At 65.5% G+C, this 20,316-nt stretch carries 19 protein-coding genes; 5 read left to right on the forward strand and 14 right to left on the reverse strand.

Annotated features, from left to right (window positions below):
- Positions 1-90: 90 nt before the first annotated feature.
- Entirely contained in the window at positions 91-549 is a 459-nt protein-coding gene (locus GGD63_RS14180) for a nucleoside deaminase (protein ID WP_183242896.1), read from the reverse strand.
- A 120-nt stretch (positions 550-669) separates the two neighbouring features.
- Here GGD63_RS14180 and GGD63_RS14185 point away from each other — a divergent pair, with 120 nt between their 5' ends.
- Together GGD63_RS14185 and rsmD are read left to right on the forward strand one after the other, a co-directional pair.
- On the forward strand, positions 670-2,619 hold the full coding sequence (locus GGD63_RS14185) for a pseudouridine synthase (RefSeq protein WP_183242898.1): 1,950 nt from the start codon (positions 670-672) through the stop codon (positions 2,617-2,619).
- Between the two features lie 2 nt (positions 2,620-2,621).
- The gene (gene rsmD / locus GGD63_RS14190) at positions 2,622-3,176 is read left to right on the forward strand and encodes a 16S rRNA (guanine(966)-N(2))-methyltransferase RsmD (protein ID WP_183242900.1); all 555 of its coding nucleotides are present in this window, start codon (positions 2,622-2,624) and stop codon (positions 3,174-3,176) included.
- A gap of 110 nt (positions 3,177-3,286) precedes the next feature.
- Here the strand turns inward: rsmD and mutL are convergent, their stop codons facing one another.
- Positions 3,287-5,101, reverse strand: coding sequence for a DNA mismatch repair endonuclease MutL (gene mutL / locus GGD63_RS14195; RefSeq protein ID WP_183242902.1), 1,815 nt, complete (start codon positions 5,099-5,101; stop codon positions 3,287-3,289).
- Positions 5,102-5,338: 237 nt separating this feature from the next.
- On the opposite strand from mutL, the gene GGD63_RS14200 reads away from it, so the two are divergent.
- Positions 5,339-5,656, forward strand: coding sequence for a ribbon-helix-helix domain-containing protein (locus GGD63_RS14200; protein ID WP_183242904.1), 318 nt, complete (start codon positions 5,339-5,341; stop codon positions 5,654-5,656).
- A gap of 225 nt (positions 5,657-5,881) precedes the next feature.
- On the opposite strand, the gene GGD63_RS14205 is transcribed toward GGD63_RS14200, so the two are convergent.
- The 4 genes from GGD63_RS14205 to GGD63_RS14220 are packed head-to-tail and all read right to left on the reverse strand — an operon-like array spanning position 5,882 to position 8,853.
- Positions 5,882-7,450 (reverse strand): GMC family oxidoreductase, encoded by a 1,569-nt coding sequence (locus tag GGD63_RS14205; RefSeq protein ID WP_183242906.1) that lies wholly within the window; start codon positions 7,448-7,450, stop codon positions 5,882-5,884.
- Positions 7,451-7,477: 27 nt separating this feature from the next.
- Positions 7,478-8,026, reverse strand: a complete 549-nt coding sequence (locus GGD63_RS14210) for a gluconate 2-dehydrogenase subunit 3 family protein (RefSeq protein WP_183242907.1) — start codon at positions 8,024-8,026, stop codon at positions 7,478-7,480.
- A 44-nt stretch (positions 8,027-8,070) separates the two neighbouring features.
- Positions 8,071-8,466 (reverse strand): VOC family protein, encoded by a 396-nt coding sequence (locus GGD63_RS14215; RefSeq protein WP_183242908.1) that lies wholly within the window; start codon positions 8,464-8,466, stop codon positions 8,071-8,073.
- The gene (locus GGD63_RS14220) at positions 8,467-8,853 is read right to left on the reverse strand and encodes a cytochrome c family protein (protein WP_183243087.1); all 387 of its coding nucleotides are present in this window, start codon (positions 8,851-8,853) and stop codon (positions 8,467-8,469) included.
- Positions 8,854-9,156: 303 nt separating this feature from the next.
- On the opposite strand from GGD63_RS14220, the gene GGD63_RS14225 reads away from it, so the two are divergent.
- A complete protein-coding gene (locus GGD63_RS14225) occupies positions 9,157-9,465 on the forward strand; it encodes a hypothetical protein (protein ID WP_183242909.1) in 309 nt (102 codons plus the stop codon).
- Positions 9,466-9,624: 159 nt separating this feature from the next.
- Here the strand turns inward: GGD63_RS14225 and arfB are convergent, their stop codons facing one another.
- From arfB to GGD63_RS14260, 7 genes are all read right to left on the reverse strand, one after another.
- Positions 9,625-10,041 carry an alternative ribosome rescue aminoacyl-tRNA hydrolase ArfB gene (gene arfB / locus GGD63_RS14230; protein WP_183242910.1) on the reverse strand — a complete coding sequence of 139 codons (417 nt, stop codon included), beginning with the start codon at positions 10,039-10,041 and terminating at the stop codon, positions 9,625-9,627.
- A gap of 120 nt (positions 10,042-10,161) precedes the next feature.
- Positions 10,162-11,532 carry a pitrilysin family protein gene (locus GGD63_RS14235; protein WP_183242911.1) on the reverse strand — a complete coding sequence of 457 codons (1,371 nt, stop codon included), beginning with the start codon at positions 11,530-11,532 and terminating at the stop codon, positions 10,162-10,164.
- Positions 11,529-12,920, reverse strand: a complete 1,392-nt coding sequence (locus tag GGD63_RS14240; RefSeq protein ID WP_183243089.1) for a pitrilysin family protein — start codon at positions 12,918-12,920, stop codon at positions 11,529-11,531. Before GGD63_RS14240 ends, GGD63_RS14235 begins: the two co-directional genes overlap by 4 nt.
- Positions 12,921-13,127: 207 nt before the next feature.
- Positions 13,128-13,856, reverse strand: a complete 729-nt coding sequence (locus tag GGD63_RS14245) for a hypothetical protein (RefSeq protein WP_183242912.1) — start codon at positions 13,854-13,856, stop codon at positions 13,128-13,130.
- Positions 13,857-13,952: 96 nt separating this feature from the next.
- Positions 13,953-14,447, reverse strand: a complete 495-nt coding sequence (lspA, locus tag GGD63_RS14250) for a signal peptidase II (protein ID WP_183242913.1) — start codon at positions 14,445-14,447, stop codon at positions 13,953-13,955.
- A gap of 10 nt (positions 14,448-14,457) precedes the next feature.
- Positions 14,458-17,466 carry an isoleucine--tRNA ligase gene (gene ileS / locus GGD63_RS14255; protein ID WP_183242915.1) on the reverse strand — a complete coding sequence of 1,003 codons (3,009 nt, stop codon included), beginning with the start codon at positions 17,464-17,466 and terminating at the stop codon, positions 14,458-14,460.
- 216 nt (positions 17,467-17,682) lie between these two features.
- Positions 17,683-18,654, reverse strand: coding sequence for a bifunctional riboflavin kinase/FAD synthetase (locus GGD63_RS14260; RefSeq protein ID WP_183242917.1), 972 nt, complete (start codon positions 18,652-18,654; stop codon positions 17,683-17,685).
- Positions 18,655-18,886: 232 nt separating this feature from the next.
- On the opposite strand from GGD63_RS14260, the gene GGD63_RS14265 reads away from it, so the two are divergent.
- Positions 18,887-19,282, forward strand: coding sequence for a response regulator (locus tag GGD63_RS14265; RefSeq protein WP_008567674.1), 396 nt, complete (start codon positions 18,887-18,889; stop codon positions 19,280-19,282).
- 177 nt (positions 19,283-19,459) lie between these two features.
- Here the strand turns inward: GGD63_RS14265 and GGD63_RS14270 are convergent, their stop codons facing one another.
- Positions 19,460-20,314 (reverse strand): TIGR01459 family HAD-type hydrolase, encoded by an 855-nt coding sequence (locus GGD63_RS14270; protein ID WP_183242919.1) that lies wholly within the window; start codon positions 20,312-20,314, stop codon positions 19,460-19,462.
- Between the last annotated feature and the right edge of the window lie 2 nt (positions 20,315-20,316).

Below are 20,316 nucleotides of genomic sequence, written 5' to 3' on the forward strand. Positions count from 1 at the left end.
GTACGCCGAGACGGTTGTGATTGAATCAAAGGCCGCGGCGTACTGGATGGCCCGGTCAAGCCGGGGCATGACAGCGGAGTACGGGGGCAATCAGCGCCGCTCCCGAAAGAACTCCTTGAGCAGCCGCGCCGCCTCGCTCTCGCCGACGCCGGAATAGACGTCCGGCGCATGATGGCAGGTCGGCGAGGCAAAGAAGCGCACGCCGGATTCCACCGCGCCGCCCTTGGGATCCGCGGCGCCGTAATAGAGCCGGCGGACCCTTGCAAAAGAGATCGCGCCCGCACACATGGTGCAGGGCTCCAGCGTCACGTAGAGGTCGCAGTCGACCAGGCGCTCGCTGCCGATCTTTTTCGCCGCCTCGCGCAGCGCGACGATCTCGGCATGGGCGGTGGGGTCATGGTCGGTCAGCGTCCGGTTCGCCGCGGTGGCGACGACCTCGTTATTGCGGACCACCACGCATCCGATCGGAACTTCGCCCGCTTTTCCGGCATTTTCGGCCGTCAGAAGCGCCAAATCCATGAAAGAGGGGGCTTTCAAGCCTCGTATCATCGCCAGAAACCTGCTAGTAGCTCCGCCTTCAGCAAGAGTGAATACCGGTTTTGCCTGAGCATGCGGCTCGGAACGAGCGCGCGCAATGCTCCCGCGCCGCCCCCTTAAGTGAGATTATTCATGCCTCGCGACAGCGACAAAGACAACGATTCCCGCGGCCGGCGAGGCCCGGCCAAAGGCCGTAGCGGCAAGCCGCGTGGCCCCGACAAGAAGTTCGCCAAGCGCGGATTTGAGGGCAAGGGCGACCGCGACAGCCGGCCGCCCCGCGGCGACCGCGAAGGCCGTCCGTTCCGCCGCCGCGAGGAGGGCGATGCCCCGCGCCGCGATTTTTCCGACCGTCCGCGCTTCAAGCGCGACGACCGCGGCGCCGAGGAGCGCAGCTTCAAGCCACGCGGCGACCGTCCATTCAAGCCGCGCGGCGATCGTCCGAAATTCGATCGTGACGAGCGCGCGCCGCGCGGCGAGCGCTCCGAGCGCCGGTTCGAGGACCGCAAGTTTTCGCGCGGTAGCTCGGATCGACCGCGCAAGGATTTCGGCCGAGACCGTGACTTCCGAGATGGCAACAGCGACTCGGGGGATCGTAAGCGCAGCTTTGGGGACCGTCCGCGCGATCGCGGCGAGCGGAGCGATTCAAAGCCGTGGCAGAAGCGTGACGATCGTCCGCGCGGTGACCGCCCGCGCAAGAGCTTCGACAAGGACTTTGGCGGCCGCGATCGCGGCGAAGAAAAGCCCTGGCGTCAGCGCGACGAGCGCCGCGAGGGCGGCCGCGGCGAAGACCGTCCGCGCTTCTCGCGTTCGCGCGACGATCGCGCATCCGGCGATCGTCCGTTCCGCGAGCGGCCGAAATTCGATCGGCCTCGTGACCGTGACAGCGAACGTGGTGACCGTCCCAAATTCGATCGCCCGCGCCAGCGCCCGGAGGGCCGCATGGACTGGCAGGAGCATCCGCGTAGCGAAGGCCGTTTTCGCGATCGTCCGCGCCGCGACAATGAGGACGACAGCCGGATCTTCGAGAAGCGCCCCGCCTTCGGCGGCCGCGGCGCCTATCGCGAGCGCGATCGTGATTTCGACCGGCGGCCGCGCCGGGAGGAAGAGCCGAAGCCGAAGAAGGCCGGCGAGCGCATCGCCAAGGCACTGGCGCGTGCAGGCCTCGCCTCGCGCCGCGATGCCGAGGAGATGGTCACGCAGGGCCGTGTCACCGTCAACGGCCGCATCATCAATTCGCCCGCGCTCGACGTCACGAAGAACGACGTCGTTCTGGTCGACGGCAAGCCGTTGCCGGAGCGCGAGCGCACGCGGCTGTTCCTCTATCACAAGCCGCGCGGGCTGATGACCACGCATGACGATCCGGAAGGCCGTCCGACCGTGTTCGACAATCTGCCCGAAGGCCTGCCACGCCTGATCAGCGTCGGCCGGCTCGATTTCAACACCGAGGGCCTGTTGCTGCTCACCAATGACGGCGGCCTCGCGCGCACGCTCGAGCTGCCCGACACCGGCTGGCTGCGCCGCTACCGCGTTCGCGCCCATGGCGACGTCACGCAGGCGCAGCTCGACGAGCTCAAGAGCGGCATCGAGATCGAGGGCGTCAAATACGGTCCGATCGAGGCGACGCTCGAGCGTGACCAGGGCGCCAATGTCTGGCTGGTGTTCGCGATCCGCGAAGGCAAGAACCGCGAGGTCCGCAACGTCTGCGCCCATCTCGGGCTCGAGGTGAACCGGCTGATCCGCGTCTCCTACGGCCCGTTCCAGCTCGGTGAGATCCCCGAAGGCCAGGTCGAGGAGATCAAGTCGCGCGTGCTGCGCGAGCAGCTCGGCGACAAGGTGATCGAGAAATCGGGCGCCGAGTTCGACGTGCCGTCGAAATCCGCCGGGCGTGGTGACGATGCGCCGATGAAGCCGATGAAGCGCGCCGTCATCAACGACCGCAAGGGCCGCCGCGTGCTGGTGCAGCGCACCGGCAGCGAGGAGGCGCGCGAGCGCAACGAGATGGAGGCGAACGGCTACGGCCCGCCGCGCCGTCCCAAGCGCGGCTATCACGGCAAGCGCGACCTGACGCCGCGGGAGGACTAGCTTTGCGCGTCGTCGGCGGCAGGTTGAAGGGGCGCAATCTCGCCTCACCGTCCTCGCGCGACATCCGTCCGACGGCGGACCGGTTGCGCGAGTCCGTGTTCAACATCCTCGTGCACGCCTATGACGATCCGATTGCGGATGCGCGCGTGCTCGATCTCTTCGCCGGCACCGGCGCGCTCGGCATCGAAGCGGCCTCGCGCGGCGCGAAGTTCACGCTGTTCGTGGACAACGGTGCGGAAGCGCGTGCGCTGCTGCGGAACAACGTCGAGTCGCTCGGCCTTGGCGGCGTCACAAAAGTCTATCGCCGCGATGCGATCGATCTCGGGCCTGCGCATCCCGTCGAGCCGTTTTCGCTGGTGTTCCTCGATCCGCCCTATGGCAAGGGTTTTGCGGAGAAGGCGCTGGCCTCCTTGCGCGATGGCGGCTGGCTGATGCCGGGCGCGCTGCTGGTGGTGGAAGAGGCCAAGGCCGCGCAGTTCGTGACGCCGGAGGGATTCGAGGAGCTGGAGCGGCGGGCTTATGACGACACGGAGTTCGTGTTTTTGAGGAAGCCGTAGCTTCGCATTCAGTGCGTAGGGTGGGTTAGCCGAAGGCCTAACCCACCACTTCTGTCTCCGCGGAAGAAGAAGAGGTGGGTTACGCTTCGCTAACCCACCCTACGGCGCCGTCACCGCCGCCCGAACAGCTTCTCCACGTCCGACAGCTTCAATTCCACATAAGTCGGCCGACCGTGATTGCACTGGCCGGAGTTTGGCGTCTCCTCCATCTCGCGGAGCAGCGCGTTCATCTCTTCGGGCCGCAGCCGTCGTCCGGCGCGCACCGAGCCGTGGCAGGCCATGGTGGCAGCGACGTGCATCAGGCGGCGTTCGAGAGGCAGCGCCTCGTCCCACTCGGCCATGTGCTCGGAGAGATCGCGCAAGAGCCCGCCCGCGTTGGTCTTGCCGAGCAGCGACGGCGTCTCGCGCACCGCGACCGCGCCGGGGCCGAAGGACTCGATGGCGAGACCGAACGAAGCCAGCTCCTCGCTGCGCTCGAGCAGGCGCTCGACCGTGGCCTCGTCCATCTCGACGATCTCGGGGATCAAAAGGATCTGCCGCTGCACGCCGTTTGCGGCCAGCGAGGCCTTCAGCCGCTCATAGACGATGCGCTCATGCGCGGCGTGCTGGTCGACGATGATCAGGCCGTCGCGGGTCTGCGAGACGATGTAGGTCTCGTGGATCTGCGTGCGCGCCGCGCCGAGCGGGCGGTCGACGAGGTCGCCAACAGGCTGGGTTTCGATCCGCACGTCCGCGCTGGGCGCGCCGACATCGAAGGCGGCCTGCGCGCGCTCGGCGAAAGCGGGCGCGGCGGAGCCTTCGAATGACGGCATCGGCGCCCCCGGGGCGGATGGCGAGGCCCGCCAGTCCCAGCTTGCCGGGCGGGGCGGCGTGAACGCGGGCCGGAACGAGGATAGTGCGCTCTCGCCGCTGTTGGCGGCGGTGCGGCGGCCCTCGCGTGCGAGCGCTTCCTTCAATCCGTGCACAATCAGCGCGCGGACGAGGCCGGCATTGCGGAAGCGCACCTCGGTCTTGGCCGGATGCACGTTGGCGTCGACCTCGCGCGGGTCGAGCGTCACGAACAGCGCCAGCACCGGATGGCGGTCGCGCGGCAGATAGTCGGAATAGGCCGCGCGCACGGCCCCCAGGATCAGCTTGTCGCGCACCGGCCGGCCGTTGACGAAGAGATATTGCCCGAGCGCGTTGGCCTTGGTCAGCGCGGGAGCCGCGGCATAGCCGGCGACGACGACGCCCTCGCGCTCGGCATGGACCTCGATGGCGTGGCTGCGGAATTCCGCGCCGAGAATATCGCCGAGCCGCGTCAGGCGTCCGGCCGCGCCAGGCAGGGCGGCCGCCCAGGTCACCGGCGCGCGCTCCTCGCCGGCGAGCGTGAAGGCGACGTCGGGCCGTGCCATGGCGAGGCGCCGCACCACCTCGCGGATCGCTTCCGCTTCGGTGCGGTCGGTCTTCAGGAATTTCAGCCGCGCCGGCGTCGCATAGAAGAGGTCATTGACCTCGACCCGCGTGCCGTGCGCCAGCGCGGCCGGCATGATCTCGGACTTCTCGCCGCCCTCGACGTTGAGCGCCCAGGCGTGCGGCTCGCTGGCATGGCGCGTCGTGATCGACAGACGCGCGACCGAGCCGATCGAGGGCAGCGCCTCGCCGCGGAACCCGAGGGTGCGGATCTGCAGCAAATCCTCGTCGTCGAGTTTTGACGTCGCATGGCGCTCGACGGCGAGCGACAGGTCCCTCGCGGTCATGCCGCTGCCGTCGTCGGTGATGCCGATCCGCCGCCGCCCGCCGCCATCCGTGAAGACGTCGATCCGGCTCGCGCCGGCATCGATGGCGTTCTCGACCAGCTCCTTGACCACGCTCGCGGGCCGCTCGACCACCTCGCCGGCGGCGATGCGGTTGACGACCTGTTCTGGAAGCTGGCGGACGGGCATGAGGCTCGAATCTGGATTCGCTGACAGCGCTATTCTAGGCCGTGTTGCGTCAAAAGCATGTGTTGGGCAACAGGAACGTGGCGGGCTGGGGAAGAAGGATGCCTATCACATTGAAGACATTGGACGTTCGAGCGGGCCGCGCGCCGGCGGCCGGCCTTTGGCGGCGGTGTCGTGATTGTGGGGTGCCGGGCCGGGGTGTAGCATCGTGAAAAAATGGCAACAGGACGGGAGGACGCCATGTGCCATCTCTTCGCGCACCAGCCCCAACGCGACTACGAATCCCAGACGCGTTCCTTACGGATCGGCGGCCATTGCACCTCGATCCGGCTGGAAATGGCATTCTGGGACACGCTGGAGGAGATCGCGGCCAAGGAGAGCATGAGCCTCGGCAAGTTCCTGACCACGCTCTACAACGAGGTGCTCGACCATCACGGCGAGGTCAACAATTTTGCTTCGCTCCTGCGCTGCTCGTGTTTGATCTATCGCTCCCGGAGCGTCACGCCGGTCCAGGATTTCAAGGCCACGGTGGCGCCGATTCTCGACGCGGCCGAATAGCTGACCCAACAAAGGTGCGTAGCCCGGATGGAGCGCAGCGCAATCCGGGATTCGGGCGGCGGCCCCGGATTACGCTGCGCTCCATCCGGGCTACGGGACTCCATCCACATCGTCATTGCGAGGAGCACTTGCGACGAAGCAATCCAGAATCTTTCCGCGTCGGCCGTCTGGATTGCTTCGCTCCGCTCGCAATGACGGGGGAGAGAGCGGTTTGCTTATCGGGCGTTAGATCTCCTTCTTCTGCATCGCCCCCGCAATGTAGTCCGCCTGCCGGATCGCCAGCGCGACGATGGTCAGTGTCGGGTTGCAGGCCGCGCCGCTGGTGAACTGGCTGCCGTCGGAGACGAACAGGTTCTTGATGTCGTGGCTCTGCCCGAACTTGTTGACGACGCCGTCGCGCGGTTTTTCGCTCATCCGGTTGGTGCCGAGATTGTGCGTGCTCGGATAGGGCGGTGTCGGATAGGTCACGGTGGCGCCGACGGCGTTGTAGACGGCGGCGCCCTGCTTGTAGGCGTGGGCCCGCATCGCGACGTCGTTGGGATGATCGTCGAAATGCACGCTCGCCACCGGCTGCCCGAACTTGTCCTTCACAACAGGATCGAGCGTGATGCGGTTGGTCTCCTGCGGCATGTCCTCGCCGACCAGCCACATGCCGGCCATCCGCGGGTAGCCGTCGAGCGCTGACGTGAACGAGCGGCCCCAGGCGCCCGGATTGAGGAACGCCGCCATGAAGGGCAGGCCGATCGACAGCGTCTCCATCTCGTAGCCGCCGACGAAGCCGCGTTTCGGGTTATTGGCGGCTTCATCACGGATGATGCCGGCCATGGTGGTGCCGCGATACATGTGCACCGACTTCTCGAACACGGCATAGACGCTGCCGGTCATGTGCCGCATGTAGTTGCGCCCGACCTGCCCTGATGAATTGGCGAGGCCGTCGGGGAACATGGTCGAGGCGCTGTTGAGCAGCAGCCGCGGGCTTTCGATGGAATTGCCGGCGACTGCAACGATGCGCGCCTTCTGGCGCTGCATGGCGCCGGTCTCGTCGGCGTAGACGACGCCGGTGACCTTGCCGCCGGCGTCATGCTCGATCTTGATCGCCATGCTGCTCGGCCTGACTTCGAGATTGCCGGTCGCCTCGCCCTTGGGGATCTCGGTGTAGAGCGTCGACCATTTCGCACCCGACTTGCAGCCCTGGAAGCAGAAGCCGATCTGCTGGCACGAGCCGCGTCCGTCGCGCGGCTGGCTGTTGATCGCCATGTTGCCGGTGTGCACGGTCTTGTAGCCGAGCTTCTTCGCACCGGCTTCCGGCACCTTGAAGTTATTGTTGCCGGGAAGTCCGGGAATGCCGTTGGTGCGGGTCACGCCCATCTTGTTCTCGGCCTTGGCGTACCACGGCTCCATCTCCGCCAGCGTCACCGGCCAGTCCAAAAGGTTGGCACCGGGAATGTTGCCGTAGGCGCTCTTCACCCGGAATTCGTGCTCGTCGAAGCGCAGCGAGGCGCCGGCCCAGTGCACGGTGGAGCCGCCGACCGCCTTGACGATCCAGGCGGGGAGGCCCGAAAAATCCTTAGCGACGCGCCACGTCCCCGACGTGGTGCGCGCGTCGGTCCAGGCGAGCTGGGAAAAGCTCTCCCACTCGTCGTTGATGAAATCCTGGTTCTCGATGCGCGGACCTGCTTCCAGGATGACAACCTTGACGCCCTTTTGCGCGAGCTCGTTGCCCAGCGTGCCGCCTCCGGCACCGGAACCGACGATCACCACAACGCTCGAGTCGTTCAGATCGAATTTGGCCATATGCGTTCTCCTGAACCGTTGGGTGCGTTAAGCCTTCGGCAGCCAGTCGATGTCGGCGAAGCCGCGGTTGATGTAGCCGCCATACTCGGCGGAGGAGCCCTCGTAGCCGAACCGCGGCCAGACCTCTTTCTGGTTGTAGAGCGAGACGATGAGGTCGCCGCGCACCTTCTGGAAGAAGTCGCTCTGCTCGATTTCCTTCAGCAGCACCACGCGGTCGGCTTCCCAGGGCACCTCGGCATAAGCGACCTTGTGGCGATCGCGCGCGTTCTGATCGAGCCGGCTGATGCCGTCGCTGATCAGCGATTTGACGGCGGGATCCTTGGCCGCCTTGCCGTCCCACGGCTTGATCGCGGTGATGTAATAGCTGTCGCCGAGGACGTCGTGCGGATAGATGTCGCGCGCGACCTTCAGCAGCGTCTTCATTGTCGCGGGCGAGAGCGCGCTCGCATCATCGGCCCAGGCGCCTTCGATGCTGACGGCGACGCTGGTCGCGACTGTTACGACCGGTACGGCGGTCGCCGCGCCCTTGAGAAAGACGCGGCGGCTGTGCTTGCTTCGACGATCGACTTCTCTCATGGCATTCCTCCGTCAATTTTTGTGATTTGGATTTTTGTGTTTGATCAGCCGAAGCGTCCGCCCCGCTGGATCACCTCGATCTTGTAGCCGTCGGGATCGCTGACGAAGAAGAAGCGCGCCAGCGTCTTGCCATCGTGCTTGAAGTCGCGCAGGGGTCCCGGTGCGAGCTTCTCGCGCTCGAAGCGGGCATGCTCGGCTTCGAGATCCTCGACCACCACGGCGAGATGGCCGTAGCCGTCGCCGAGCGCGTACGGCTCCTTGCGATCGAAATTCACCGTCAGCTCCACCTCGAAAGGTGAGGACGGGTGACGCAGATAGATCAGTGCAAAATCGGAGAACTTCAGATGGTCGGCGACCTCCAGGCCGAAAGCGCGCCTGTAGAAGTCGAGCGAGCGCGCCTCGTCGAGCACGCGGATCATGGAATGGACTGGCTTTGCCATTCAGTTCTGCTCCTTGAGAAAGGTGATGATCGCGGCGCGCGTCTCCGGCCTGGCCTGCCGGTACGCCATGATCACGCCGGGAATGACGGCTTGCGGATTGGCCAGCCAGGCGTCGAGCCGGGTCTCGTCCCAGGTGAAATCAGCCTTGGCGAGGCCGTCCGAATAATGAAAGCCTTCGACCTTGCCGGCGGGCCGGCCTACGATCTTGACCAGGGGCGGGCCTTGCCGCATCGGTTCCGACGGGCTCAAGGTGTGGCACACGGCGCATTGCTGCTTGAACAATTTGGCACCATCCGGCGGCTTGGCGGCAGGCAACGGCATTTGCGCATCGGCGACCGGCACCACCAGCACCACCGCGGTGCACAATCCCAGCCCGACTACGCGCATCGCCAAGAATCCGCCATCTCCATCAACGTGCGCAAACACTAGGCGCGGCCAAACATGCGGTGGTAGTAGCGGGCTGTTTCGCTGCGTGCGGAGATGCCTGTGGCGTGTGGTGTTCCGCGCTGCCTTATATGCGGAGGACAATTCCGCGAAAGCGCCGCGAAAACCCTAAACGATCACCACACGACGCGGCTTGCATCACCCACGCGCCGTTCGAACTCTCTACGCGATGAACCGGTCCGGTGCAGGCGAACGGCGCAGAAGGCAGCCGAATGGTTCATCGCGAAAAAATCCAGGAGATAATGGATGAAGTTGGTGAAGACCTCTGCAGTCGCATGCGCTCTTGCAGCCCTCATTGCGACGCCCGTTCTCGCGCAAGGGACGTCATCTGGCGCCAGGCCTGGCGGCACCGTGCAAAGCAAGCCCATGCAGGGTGGCGCGTCAGGCAGCGAAGATGAGGATCTCGGTGCCCAGCAGGGGACTGCGGGCGAGAAGACCGGTATGAAGTCGGGCAAAGGAACGAAGGGTACCGTCGGAACGACCGGCAGCTCGACACACAAGGGCACAGCCGACGATCCGGCGGCGGGTGGCGCTGCCACCGGCAAGCGCTACTGACGCCAGCGTGCGAATTGGCAAACCTCCGGCCGCCTGGCGGCCGGAGGTTTTTCGTTGCCTAAAGCATGATCCGGAAAAGTGCGAAGCGGTTTTCCGGAAAGATCATGCGTAAACAACAACCTAAAGCGCGATGACGATTCATCCAAATCTCATCGCGCTTCAGTCGTCGAAACCGCGCCCGCGCTTCGCCTTGACGTCGCTGCGGCGCTTCTTGCCCTCGAGCCGGCGCTGCTTGGAGGCGAAGGTCGGCCGCGTCGCGCGCCGCGGCGTCGGCCGCACCATGGCCTCCTTGAGGATTTCCACGAGGCGGTCGATGGCGTCCTGACGGTTGCGCTCCTGGGTCCGGAAGCGCTGGGCATGAATCACGATCACGCCGTCCTTGGTCATGCGCTGGCCGGCGATGCGGGCGAGGCGCAGCGCGGCATCCTCGGGCAAGGTCAGCTTGCGCGTGTCGAAGCGGAGCTGCGCGGAGGTTGCGACCTTGTTGACGTTCTGCCCGCCCGGGCCGGAGGCGCGGACGAAGCCGATCTCGATGTCGTCCTCGTCGATGACGAGATCGCGGGATATCCGCAGCATGATGGCACCATTCGTGATGCCCGGACATACCGCGGACATCGGCCTTCAGCAATGGCGCCGCTGTAAAACGCAAATGGCCGGGACGAGCCCGGCCATTTCAGGAAGCCTATAGAGCAGAGGTCAATTCGATTTCGGCGCCGTGGCCGCGGGCTGCGCGGCGGCCTGCGGGGCGCGGCCGACGACGACCGTCAGCAGGCCCTGGCCCCAGAGCCGCTTGGCGGCCGCCTTGGCGTCGTCCAGCGTCACCGCATCGACGATGGCATTGCGCCTTTCGATATAGTCGATCGGCAGCTTGTCCTGCTGGTACTGCAGCAGCGCCTGCGCCAGCTTGGATGAGGTGTCGAGCGCCAGCATCTGCGAGCCCTTGAGGTAGGACTTGGCCTCGTCGAGCTCCTTCTGCGTCGGGCCCTCCTCGGCGATGCGGCGCACCTCCTTCTCGATGGCGTCGATGGTGTCGCCGGCGCGGTCGGCGCGGGTGCCGGTATTGCCGATGAAGACTGCCGAATGTTCCATCCAGAGCAGGGATTCGAACACGGAATAGGCAAGGCCCCGCTTCTCGCGCACCTCGCGATAGAGCCGGGAGGACAGTCCGCCGCCGCCGAGGATGTGGTTGACGACATAGGCCGCCATGAAGTTGGGGTCGCTGCGCTTCACGCCGGGGCCGCCGAAAGTGATCACGGTCTGCGGCACGTCGAGCGGCACGAAGGCGCGCTGCGGCGGCTTGGCCGCGTCGACGTCGGGCACCGGCGCGAGATTGGCCTTCGCGGGCAGGCTGCCGAAGGTGTGGTCGAGCAGCTTGCCGAGCGTCTCCGGATCGACGTCGCCGACGACAGCGACTTTCAGCCCGTCCCTGGCGAGCACGCGGCCGACATAGTCCTTGAGGTCGGCGACCGTGATGGTCGGCACGCTGTCCAGCGTGCCGTTGCTCTGCCGGCCGTAGGGATGATCGCCAAAGGCGACCTCGAGGAACTTGCGGCTCGCGAGCGATGACGGATTGGTGGTCTCGCGACGCAGGCCGGAGAGAACCTGCGAGCGGATGCGCTCGACGTCGGTGGTGTCGAAATGCGGCGAGGTCAGCGCCATCCGCAGCAGGTCGAAGGCCTCGTCCTTGTTGTCGCGCAGCATGCGCAGGCTGCCGCGGAAGCTGTCGCGGCTGGCACTGAACGAGAGCTCGATGGCGCGGCGGTCGAGCCGCTCGTGGAAGGTCTTGGAGTCGAGGTCGCCGGAGCCTTCATCGAGCAGGTCGCCGACGAGATTGGCGACGCCCGACTTGTCCTTGGGATCCTGGGCCGAGCCGCCGGCAAAGGAATATTCCATGGCGATCAGCGGCACGGTCGCGTCCTGCACGAACCAGGCCTCGATGCCGCCGGGCGAGATCAGGCGCTGGATCTTTGCGGCCGCCTGCGACGGTGAGATCGTGGCGAGCGCGAGCGCCGCGCCGGTAGCGAGGGACAGTGCGAAATGTCTTGCGCGAAGGAAGGGATAGGTCACGAACGCTTCTCCTCGCGCTTGGTGGCAGCAGTGTCCTTGATCAGATAGCCCGTCACCGAGCGCTTCTTCTCGAGCCATTTCTGCGCGACGGCGCGCACCTGCTCGGCGGTGACCGCGCGAATGCGGTCGGGCCAGCTCCTGATGTCCTCGATCGACAGGCCCGTGGTCAGCGCGCCGCCATACCAGCGCGCCAGCACGGCCTGATTGTCCTGGGCGTAGATCGCCTCGGCAATGAGCTGAGTTTTCACGCGCTCCAGATCCTCGGCGCGGATCGGGTTCTGCGCGATGTCGGCGATGACGCCGTCGATCACCTGCTCGACCTCGGCGAAGCTGACGCCGGGTTTCGGCGCGGCCGAGATCGCGAACTGGGTCGGGTCGAGCGAGATGCTCGAATAGCTGGCGCTGGCGGAGACCGCGAGCGGCTTGTCGACGACGAGCGCGCGGTAGAGATAGGAGTTGCTGCCGCTGCCCATCAGCTGCGCCAGCACGTCGAGGGCGGCGCTCTCGCCGGCCGCGGCCGTCGTTGCGGAGGGCGCAAGATAATAGCGGCGCAGGCTCGGCTGCTCCACGCGCGGGTCGGCCAGCGTGACGGTGCGCGGGGCGGCCGGCTCGGGCTCCTGCGGGCGGACGCGGCGCGCCGGGATGGCGGGTTGGGCCGGGATGGAGCCGAAATTGCGCTCGACCAGCGGGCGAATGTCGGAGGCCTCGACGTCGCCGGCGATCACCAGGATCGCGTTGTTCGGCGCGTAGAAGCGGCGGTAGAAGGCCAGCGCATCCTCGCGATCGAGCTTCTCGATCTCCTGGTGCCAGCCGATCACCGGCCGGCCATAGGGATGGTTGAGATAGAGCGCGGCCATGATCTGCTCGTTGAGCCGCGCCTCGGGATTGTTGGCGACGCGCATGTTGTACTCTTCGAGCACCACGTCGCGTTCGGGCAGCACGTTCTCGTCCTTGAGGATCAGGCCGGTCATGCGATCGGCCTCGAACTCCATCATGGTCGGCAGCTGCTCCTTCGGCACCCGCTGGTAGTAGTTGGTGTAGTCGACCGATGTCGAGGCGTTCTCGTTGCCGCCGACGCGAAGCACGGTCTGGGAGAATTCGCCGACCGGATGCTTCGAGGTGCCTTTGAACATCAGGTGCTCGAGGAAATGCGCGAGCCCGGATTTGCCGGGTGTCTCGTCGGCCGAGCCGACCTTGTACCAGATCATCTCGGTGACCACGGGCGTGCGGTGGTCCGGGATCACCACGACCTGCATGCCGTTGCTGAGCGTGAAGCTGGCGGGTGGTGCCGATGTCACCGTGGTCTGGGCAACGGCGGCGCCGGCCGACAGGACACTGGTCGAAAGCAGCGCGGCAAGGAGGCAGGCAGCCGATCGGTTAGCGGACATCATGATCCTTATGACAGGCCGAGCCCGGATGTCCGGCTCGGAGGCACGGCATCGTATACCGTGCGGCTGAGGCTTCGCGTCACGAAGCAGAGAACTCAACGCGTAGGCAAGTTACTGATAGGCAATTTATAGACCGCGTCCGGCGTGCAGCAGCAGCAGCCGGCGCCAGGTTGGCGTCTATCGGGGTGTCATGACGGACGAGGAACGCTATTGTTCCTTGTCCTTGCCCGACATGATGTCGAAATAGGTCCGCCGCGACTTGTCCGGACCGGCGCCATAGGCGTAGTTCGGCGACGGCGTCTGGTAGCCCGGCGGCGGCTCGACCAGCGACTGGCGCGGTGGCTCCGACGTGAACTGCTTTTCTTCGGAGCCGTTGCCACCCTTCATCATGTTCCACAGACCGCCGGAGAAACCGAGCTGGGCGGGGCTGAGCGAGGGATTGCCGTTGGTGCCCGGCTGGATCGGGTCATTGCTCGTGCGCTCCGGGGCGGCAACCTGGCCGGCCTTCATCTCGGCTGGCGTCAGCGGCCGGGCGGCCTGCCAGCTCTCCGTCGCCTTGACGGCCTTTTTCCGCTGGGCGATCGCTTCCTTGCGGCGCTTCTCGTCGGGGTCCTTAGGCCAGTTCGGCGCGTTCTTGGCTTCGGTTCCGGCGGGCGGCGGCAGGTCGAGCTTGGGCGGCACCACCAGCGGGGAGCGCTCGCGGTACTCGATACCCTTCTTCTCCATGCTCTTGGCGCCGATGCCGGACATCAGATTGTCGATGAGCTTCTCTTCGAAGGTCATGTCATCGTCATCGTCGCCGTCGTCACCGGCGCGGGCCGCGCCTGCCGACGTCACGAGACCGATGCCGAGCGCGACGGCGGATAATTTCAATGCCTGCCAGAACCCCCACCGGGGATCTCGAACCATCGAACCGCTGGTCTTCGAGCTGCGCATCGCTGTACCTGTTCCAAATTGTGGCAGTTTGCCGCTCGCGCGCGGCCTAAACCCTCGCAAAAGCAAGGTTCCACCTGCCGGTCGTATCGGCCGGGATCAGGGCGCTTTTGCGGCGGGTACCCCCAGGAAGGAATCATACAATAGCCCCGCCACCCCAGCAACGATGGCCACGTCCGCGAGGTTAAATACGTACCAATTATAGGTATTTCCGCCGATATCGATGTGAAACAGGGCGAAATCGACCACCGCGCCATAGGCCAGGCGGTCGATGCCGTTGCCGATGGCGCCACCGATGATCAGGCCGAGCGCGATCGTGGCCAGCAGGGTGTGCGAACGGGCCATCCAGATCGCCAGCGCAATCACCGCAATGGCCTTCACCGCCATCAGCGCGATCTGCGCCGCCTGGCCGTCGTTCTGGAGCCAGCCGAAGCTGATGCCGATGTTCCAGGCCAGCACCAGGTCGAAGAACGGCGTCACTCTCACCACGCCGCGATGGGCGAGGTCGAACACGTTCAACAGCCAGAGCTTTGAGGCCTGGTCGAGAATGACCGTGCCGATGGCCGAGAGGATGCCGGCGCGGAGCGGGGTCATGGTCGTCCGATCAGACGCTCACCCCCAGCGCCTTCCATTCGCGCAGCGCCTTCGCATCGCGCGGGGTGACGTCGGGATATTCGGGGTCTTCGCCGACGGTCGGCGAGATCTTCCAGGAGCGGGCGCATTTGGTGCCGACCGCCTTCTCCACCACGACGGCAACGCCGGGCACGGCATCGAGACGGAACGCCGAAGCCGGCGCCTCGCCCTCACGCACCTCGTAGTTCGAGGTGATGCAGATTTCGGCGAGGTCGGTGTCGAACAGCGTCATCATCATGTTCCGGTCGGCGACATAGATCACCGGCGAAGCCTCGAGCGAGGAGCCGATGTTCTTGGCGGCGCGTTCGAGCTCGAGCGCGCCGGTGACGACGCGGCGGACGTTGCGGATCGTCTCCCATTTCGCGGCGAGCTTGTCGTCGAGGAATGCGTCCATTGTATCGGGGAAAACCGTGAGATGGACTGACGGTTCGGCCTTCGGCCTGTACATCCGCCAGGCCTCCTCGGCGGTGAAGCTCAGAATCGGAGCGAGCCACTTCAGGACGGACTCGCACAACAGATCGATCGTCGTCAGCGCCGCCCTGCGCGCCGGCGAGGACGGCGGATCACAATACAGCGTGTCCTTGCGGATGTCGAAGTAGAAGGCCGACAGCTCGCTGTTCAGGAAAGCGGAGAGCGTGGCGACGACGGTCTTGTAGTCGAACACCGCGTAAGCCGAGCGAATGACGGCGGCACGCTTTGCAAGCTCGTGGAGCATCAGCCGTTCGAGTTCGGGCATCTCGGCATGGGCGACCTTCTCGCTCGCCTTGAAGTGATGCAGCGTTCCGAGCATCCAGCGGACCGTGTTGCGCAGCTTGCGATAGGTCTCGATGGTGTTCTTCAGGATCTCCGGGCCGATGCGCTGGTCGTCGGCGTAGTCGGTGGCGCAGACCCAGAGGCGCAGGATATCCGCGCCTGAATCCTTGATCACCTTCTGCGGCTCGACGGTGTTGCCGATCGACTTCGACATCTTGCGGCCGTTCTCGTCGAGCGTGAAACCGTGGGTGAGCACGATGTCGTAGGGCGCACGGCCGCGCGTGCCGGCGCTTTCCAGCAGCGAGGAATGAAACCAGCCGCGATGCTGGTCGCTGCCTTCGAGATACATCACGGTGTCGCTGCCGCCGTCGACCTTGCGGACGATGTTGCCGAGCTGCGGAAAGTTCTGGCGATCCTCGAGCACGAAGGCGTGCGTCGAGCCGGAATCGAACCAGACGTCGCAGATGTCGTCGACCTTCTTCCAGTCCTCGTTCGCGCGCGATCCGAGGAACCGCTCGCGGGCACCGTCCATATACCAGGCGTCCGCGCCTTCCTCCATGAAGGCTTCGGTGATGCGCTGGTTGACGATCTCGTCCTGCAGGATCTCGGCCGAGCCGTCTGCCTTCTCGCGCACGAACACGGCGATCGGCACGCCCCAGGCGCGCTGGCGCGAGATCACCCAGTCCGGACGGTTGGCGATCATGCCGTTGATGCGGTTCTCGCCCGACGGCGGCACCCATTGCGTGACCGAGATCGCATGCAGCGCGCGGGCGCGCAGCGTGTCGCCCTTCTTCGCATGGCCGTCCTCGCTGATGTCCTTGTCCATCGCGATGAACCATTGCGGCGTGTTGCGGAAGATCACCGGCTTCTTGGAGCGCCAGGAATGCGGGTATTGATGCTTGAGCCGGCCGCGGGCGAGCAGCTTGCCGCCTTCGACCAGGGCTTTGATCACGGCCTCGTTGGCATCGCCCTTCTCGCCCTTGTCGTTGAGCACGCGCTTGCCGGTGAAGCCGGGGGCCTGTGCGGTGTAGGCGCCGTTCTCGTCGACGGTGTAGGGGATCGCGGTAGGGATGCCGCGCGCATCGAGCTCGCGGGTGTTCGCCGTCCAGACGTCGAAGTCCTCGCGGCCGTGGCTCGGCGCGGTGTGCACGAAGCCGGTACCGGTATCGTCGGTGACATGCTCGCCGGCGAGCAGCGGAACGATGAACTCGTAACCGCCACCAAGGCCACGCAAGGGATGGGCGCATTCGACGGCGTCCAGCGTGTCGCCGGGAATGTCGCGCACCTTCTCGTAAGCCGTAACGCGCGCCTGCTTGAACACGTCTGCGGCCAGCGCATCGGCGAGGATCAGGAGATCGCCGTTCCTAGCCCAATTATCAGCGGGCGCATCCGTCACCTTGTAGAGGCCGTAGGCGATCTTCGGCGAGAACGAGATGGCGCGGTTGCCCGGCAGCGTCCACGGCGTGGTGGTCCAGATCACGACGCTGGCGGAAGCCAGCACGCCATGGGCCGGAGAGGTCACCGGGAATTTCACCCAGACCATGTCGCTTGTGTAGTCCTCGTACTCGACCTCGGCTTCCGCAAGCGCTGTCTTCTCGACCACGCTCCACATCACCGGCTTGGAGCCGCGATACAGCGTGCCGTTGGCGGCGAATTTCATCAGCTCGCGCGCGATCTGCGCTTCGGCGGGATAGCTCATCGTCTGGTACGGATGATCCCAGTCGCCGATGATGCCGAGCCGCTTGAATTCCTCGCGCTGCACGTTGATCCAATGGGTCGCATAGGCGCGGCACTCCTTTCGGAATGCCACCATCGCGGTGGAGTCGCGGAAATCGGGCTTCTGCTTGCCCTTCTTGCGGTAGTTCTCCTCCTCGATCTTCCATTCGATCGGCAGGCCGTGGCAGTCCCAGCCCGGCACATAGTTGGAGTCGAAACCGAGCATCTGCTGGCTCTTGGTCACGACGTCCTTGAGGATCTTGTTCAGCGCGTGCCCGATATGGATGTTGCCGTTGGCGTAGGGCGGTCCGTCGTGCAGCACGAATTTGGCGCGGCCCTCGGCTTCCTTGCGCAGCTTGTCGTAGAGGCCGATGTCGTTCCAGTATTTCAGGATCTCCGGCTCGCGCTGCGGCAGGCCGGCGCGCATCGGGAATTCGGTCTGCGGCAGGAACAGGGTTTTGGAATAGTCGTTGACTTCAGACTTTTGGGACTTTTGCGGCTTTTCGGACATGAGGCTGACTGGCTCGGAAGGGCGCGGGAAAATGGATGGCGATGCGGAATCGCGGGGTGGAACGACAAAATCCCGGTCTTGCGCCGAGCCTTCAGGCTCAGGCGGAAGCCGGGCCGCTAATCCCTATGATGCGCCGCGCAAACATGGGCTCTCCATAGCAGCCGGACGGGGGAAGCGCAAAGGTCCGCCAAGGTCCGCCAAGGGCGGTTTTCGGCCTCAATCGATCGCGCCGAGCCTCGGAAATGCATCCGGGGCGGCGGCCAGCATGGCGCGGGCGCGGGCGGAATCGTCGTCCATCTGGCGGATCAGGGCCTCCAGGCTGTCGAATTTCAGCTCCTCGCGGATGAAGCCGATGAAGGCGCAGTCCAGCGCCTGCCCGTAGAGGTCGCCCTTGAAGTCGAACAGGAAGATCTCCAGGAGGGGAGCGCCATTATCAAAGGTCGGGCGGCGGCCGAAGCTGGCCACCCCGTCCAGGCGCTCAGGCCCGCGGCCGACCCGCACCGCGTAGATGCCGTGCTTCAGGCCGCAATTGGCGTCCAAACGGATGTTGGCAGTGGGGTAACCGAGGTCGCGGCCGCGCTTCTCGCCGTGGATCACCTCGCCGGTGATGAACCAGGGCGCGCCCAGCATGGTGGTGGCCTCATCGAGGAGGCCCTCGGCGAGCGCGGTGCGGATGGCGCTGGAGGAGACCGGCCGCTCGTCGATGTCGACATGCGGCTGCACGTCGACCTCGATGCCGAGGCGGGGCGCTTCGTTGACCAGCAGGCTCGGCGAGCCGACCCGTCCCTTGCCGAAATGGAAGTCGTAGCCGACCGCGATGCCGCTGACGCCGAGACGTCCGATCAGCTCGTGGTGAATGAAATCTTGCGCGCTGGTGCCGGCCCTTGCCTTGTCGAAGGTCATGACCACGGCGCCGGCGAGCCCGGTGCCGGCCAGAAGCCGCAGCTTGGCCCGCTCGTCCGTCAGGCGGAATTGCGGGGTGTTGGGGCTGAAAAACCGCCGCGGATGCGGCTCAAAGGTCAATGCCAGCGCAGGGCGGCCATGCGTCCGGCCCATTTCCAGGGCGGCCGCGATGACGGCCCGGTGGCCGAGATGAACCCCGTCGAAATTGCCCATGGCGACCACCGCGCCCTTGGAAATCAAGGAATCCGGCGTGGTGTCGCGAATAACGGTAAATTGCGGGGCCATCAGGGGAATTTCTCGAACCGGCGGGACCGGCCCGGACCGTGGCTTGACCGGCGCGATGAAGTCAAGCGGGGGAGGGGGCCCGCATTGAACAGGATTTCAATTCTTCGGGGGTGCCCCCAGTTAACGCGCTGTTTAACGCCTTGGTGCTAGTCCTTGGAACGTGGAACTGGACGGGCCTCCGGCCTGGCAGGTCCGATCGTAATATTCCTGGGTATGCGTTGGGGGAGTCGAGATGGCGGTTGATTTGTCGATGCCGGTTCTGGTGGTGGATGACTACAGCACCATGATCCGTATCATCAGGAATCTGCTGAAGCAGCTTGGCTTTGAGAACATCGATGATGCCAGCGACGGTTCGGCGGCGCTGAACAAGATGCGCGGCAAGAAGTACGGGCTCGTGATCTCCGACTGGAACATGGAGCCGATGACGGGCTACGACCTGTTGCGCGAAGTGCGCGCGGATCCGAATCTCGCCACCACGCCCTTCATCATGATCACGGCGGAATCGAAGACCGAGAACGTGATCGCGGCGAAGAAGGCCGGCGTGAACAATTACATCGTCAAGCCGTTCAACGCGGCGACGCTGAAGACCAAGATCGAGGCGGTCTTCCCGGACATGGCGAGCGCGTAAGCGCGCCAGAGCTATCGGCTGAATTCGCAAAGGCCCGGGTGCGTCCCGGGCCTTCTGCGTTGGGAGTGTCATTCCGGGGCGGTGCGCAGCACCGAACTATGGTGCGCGATTGCGCACTGAGAATCTCGAGATTCCGGGTTCGCGCTTACGCGCGCCCCGGAATGACGATGTCGGGCATCACCACTTCAATTCGCGCATCAAGGCCTTCGGCGGGTGGCCGAACAATTCCATCGCCGAGGCCGGGTCGAGCTGGTCGAGGCCTTCGAACTCCTCGGCATGGATGCCGCGGGTGACGAACAGGCAGTCGATGCCGAATTCGCGCGCGCCGGTCAGGTCGGTGCGGACGGAATCGCCGATCGCCAGCACCTTCTTGCGGTCGATCATGTGGCCCTGGCGTTCGCCGGCAAGCCGCATGGCGCGCTCGTAGATCGGGCGGTGCGGCTTGCCGTAGAAGATCACCTCGCCGCCGAGTTCGCGGTAGAGCTCCGCGATCGCGCCGGCGCAATAGATCAGCCGGTCGCCGCGCTCCACCACGATGTCGGGGTTGGCGCAGACCAGCGTCAGCTTGCGCTCGCGTGCCTTCAGCATCATGCCGCGATAGTCTTCGGCGGTCTCGGTCTCGTCGTCATAGAGGCCGGTGCAGACGATGTAGTCGGCTTCTTCCAGCGGAGCGGTTTTCGCATCGAGGCCGCGGTAGATCGAATTGTCGCGGTCGGGGCCGAGCCAGAACATCTTGCGACCGGGATGCTCGGCGACATAGAGCCGGGTCAGGTCGCCCGACGACACGATCGCGTCATAGGTCTCGTCGGCGACACCGAGCTTGCGCAATTGCCGCTGCACCGAGTCGGCCGGGCGCGGCGCGTTGGTGATCAGGATCACCGTACCGCCACGGCTGCGATAGGTGTGCAGCGCCTCGCAGGCCTCGGGAAAGGATTCCAGGCCGTTATGCACGACACCCCAGATGTCGCTGAGCACGACCTCGACCCCGCCCACGAGCTCGCGCAGGCTTTCGGCGAAATGCAGTGTGGTCATGA

Source organism: Bradyrhizobium sp. cir1, from assembly GCF_014198245.1.
In the GTDB taxonomy this organism is placed as follows: Bacteria; Pseudomonadota; Alphaproteobacteria; order Rhizobiales; family Xanthobacteraceae; genus Bradyrhizobium.

Coding starts and splice junctions, on each gene's coding strand:
- GGD63_RS14180 (WP_183242896.1), bottom strand. CDS start 549: ATGATACGAGGCTTGAAAGCCCCCTCTTTCATGGATTTGGCGCTTCTG.
- GGD63_RS14185 (WP_183242898.1), top strand. CDS start 670: ATGCCTCGCGACAGCGACAAAGACAACGATTCCCGCGGCCGGCGAGGC.
- mutL (WP_183242902.1), bottom strand. CDS start 5,101: ATGCCCGTCCGCCAGCTTCCAGAACAGGTCGTCAACCGCATCGCCGCC.
- GGD63_RS14200 (WP_183242904.1), top strand. CDS start 5,339: ATGTGCCATCTCTTCGCGCACCAGCCCCAACGCGACTACGAATCCCAG.
- GGD63_RS14205 (WP_183242906.1), bottom strand. CDS start 7,450: ATGGCCAAATTCGATCTGAACGACTCGAGCGTTGTGGTGATCGTCGGT.
- GGD63_RS14210 (WP_183242907.1), bottom strand. CDS start 8,026: ATGAGAGAAGTCGATCGTCGAAGCAAGCACAGCCGCCGCGTCTTTCTC.
- GGD63_RS14215 (WP_183242908.1), bottom strand. CDS start 8,466: ATGGCAAAGCCAGTCCATTCCATGATCCGCGTGCTCGACGAGGCGCGC.
- GGD63_RS14220 (WP_183243087.1), bottom strand. CDS start 8,853: ATGCGCGTAGTCGGGCTGGGATTGTGCACCGCGGTGGTGCTGGTGGTG.
- GGD63_RS14225 (WP_183242909.1), top strand. CDS start 9,157: ATGAAGTTGGTGAAGACCTCTGCAGTCGCATGCGCTCTTGCAGCCCTC.
- arfB (WP_183242910.1), bottom strand. CDS start 10,041: ATGCTGCGGATATCCCGCGATCTCGTCATCGACGAGGACGACATCGAG.
- GGD63_RS14240 (WP_183243089.1), bottom strand. CDS start 12,920: ATGTCCGCTAACCGATCGGCTGCCTGCCTCCTTGCCGCGCTGCTTTCG.
- GGD63_RS14245 (WP_183242912.1), bottom strand. CDS start 13,856: ATGCGCAGCTCGAAGACCAGCGGTTCGATGGTTCGAGATCCCCGGTGG.
- lspA (WP_183242913.1), bottom strand. CDS start 14,447: ATGACCCCGCTCCGCGCCGGCATCCTCTCGGCCATCGGCACGGTCATT.
- ileS (WP_183242915.1), bottom strand. CDS start 17,466: ATGTCCGAAAAGCCGCAAAAGTCCCAAAAGTCTGAAGTCAACGACTAT.
- GGD63_RS14260 (WP_183242917.1), bottom strand. CDS start 18,654: ATGGCCCCGCAATTTACCGTTATTCGCGACACCACGCCGGATTCCTTG.
- GGD63_RS14265 (WP_008567674.1), top strand. CDS start 18,887: ATGGCGGTTGATTTGTCGATGCCGGTTCTGGTGGTGGATGACTACAGC.
- GGD63_RS14270 (WP_183242919.1), bottom strand. CDS start 20,314: ATGACCACACTGCATTTCGCCGAAAGCCTGCGCGAGCTCGTGGGCGGG.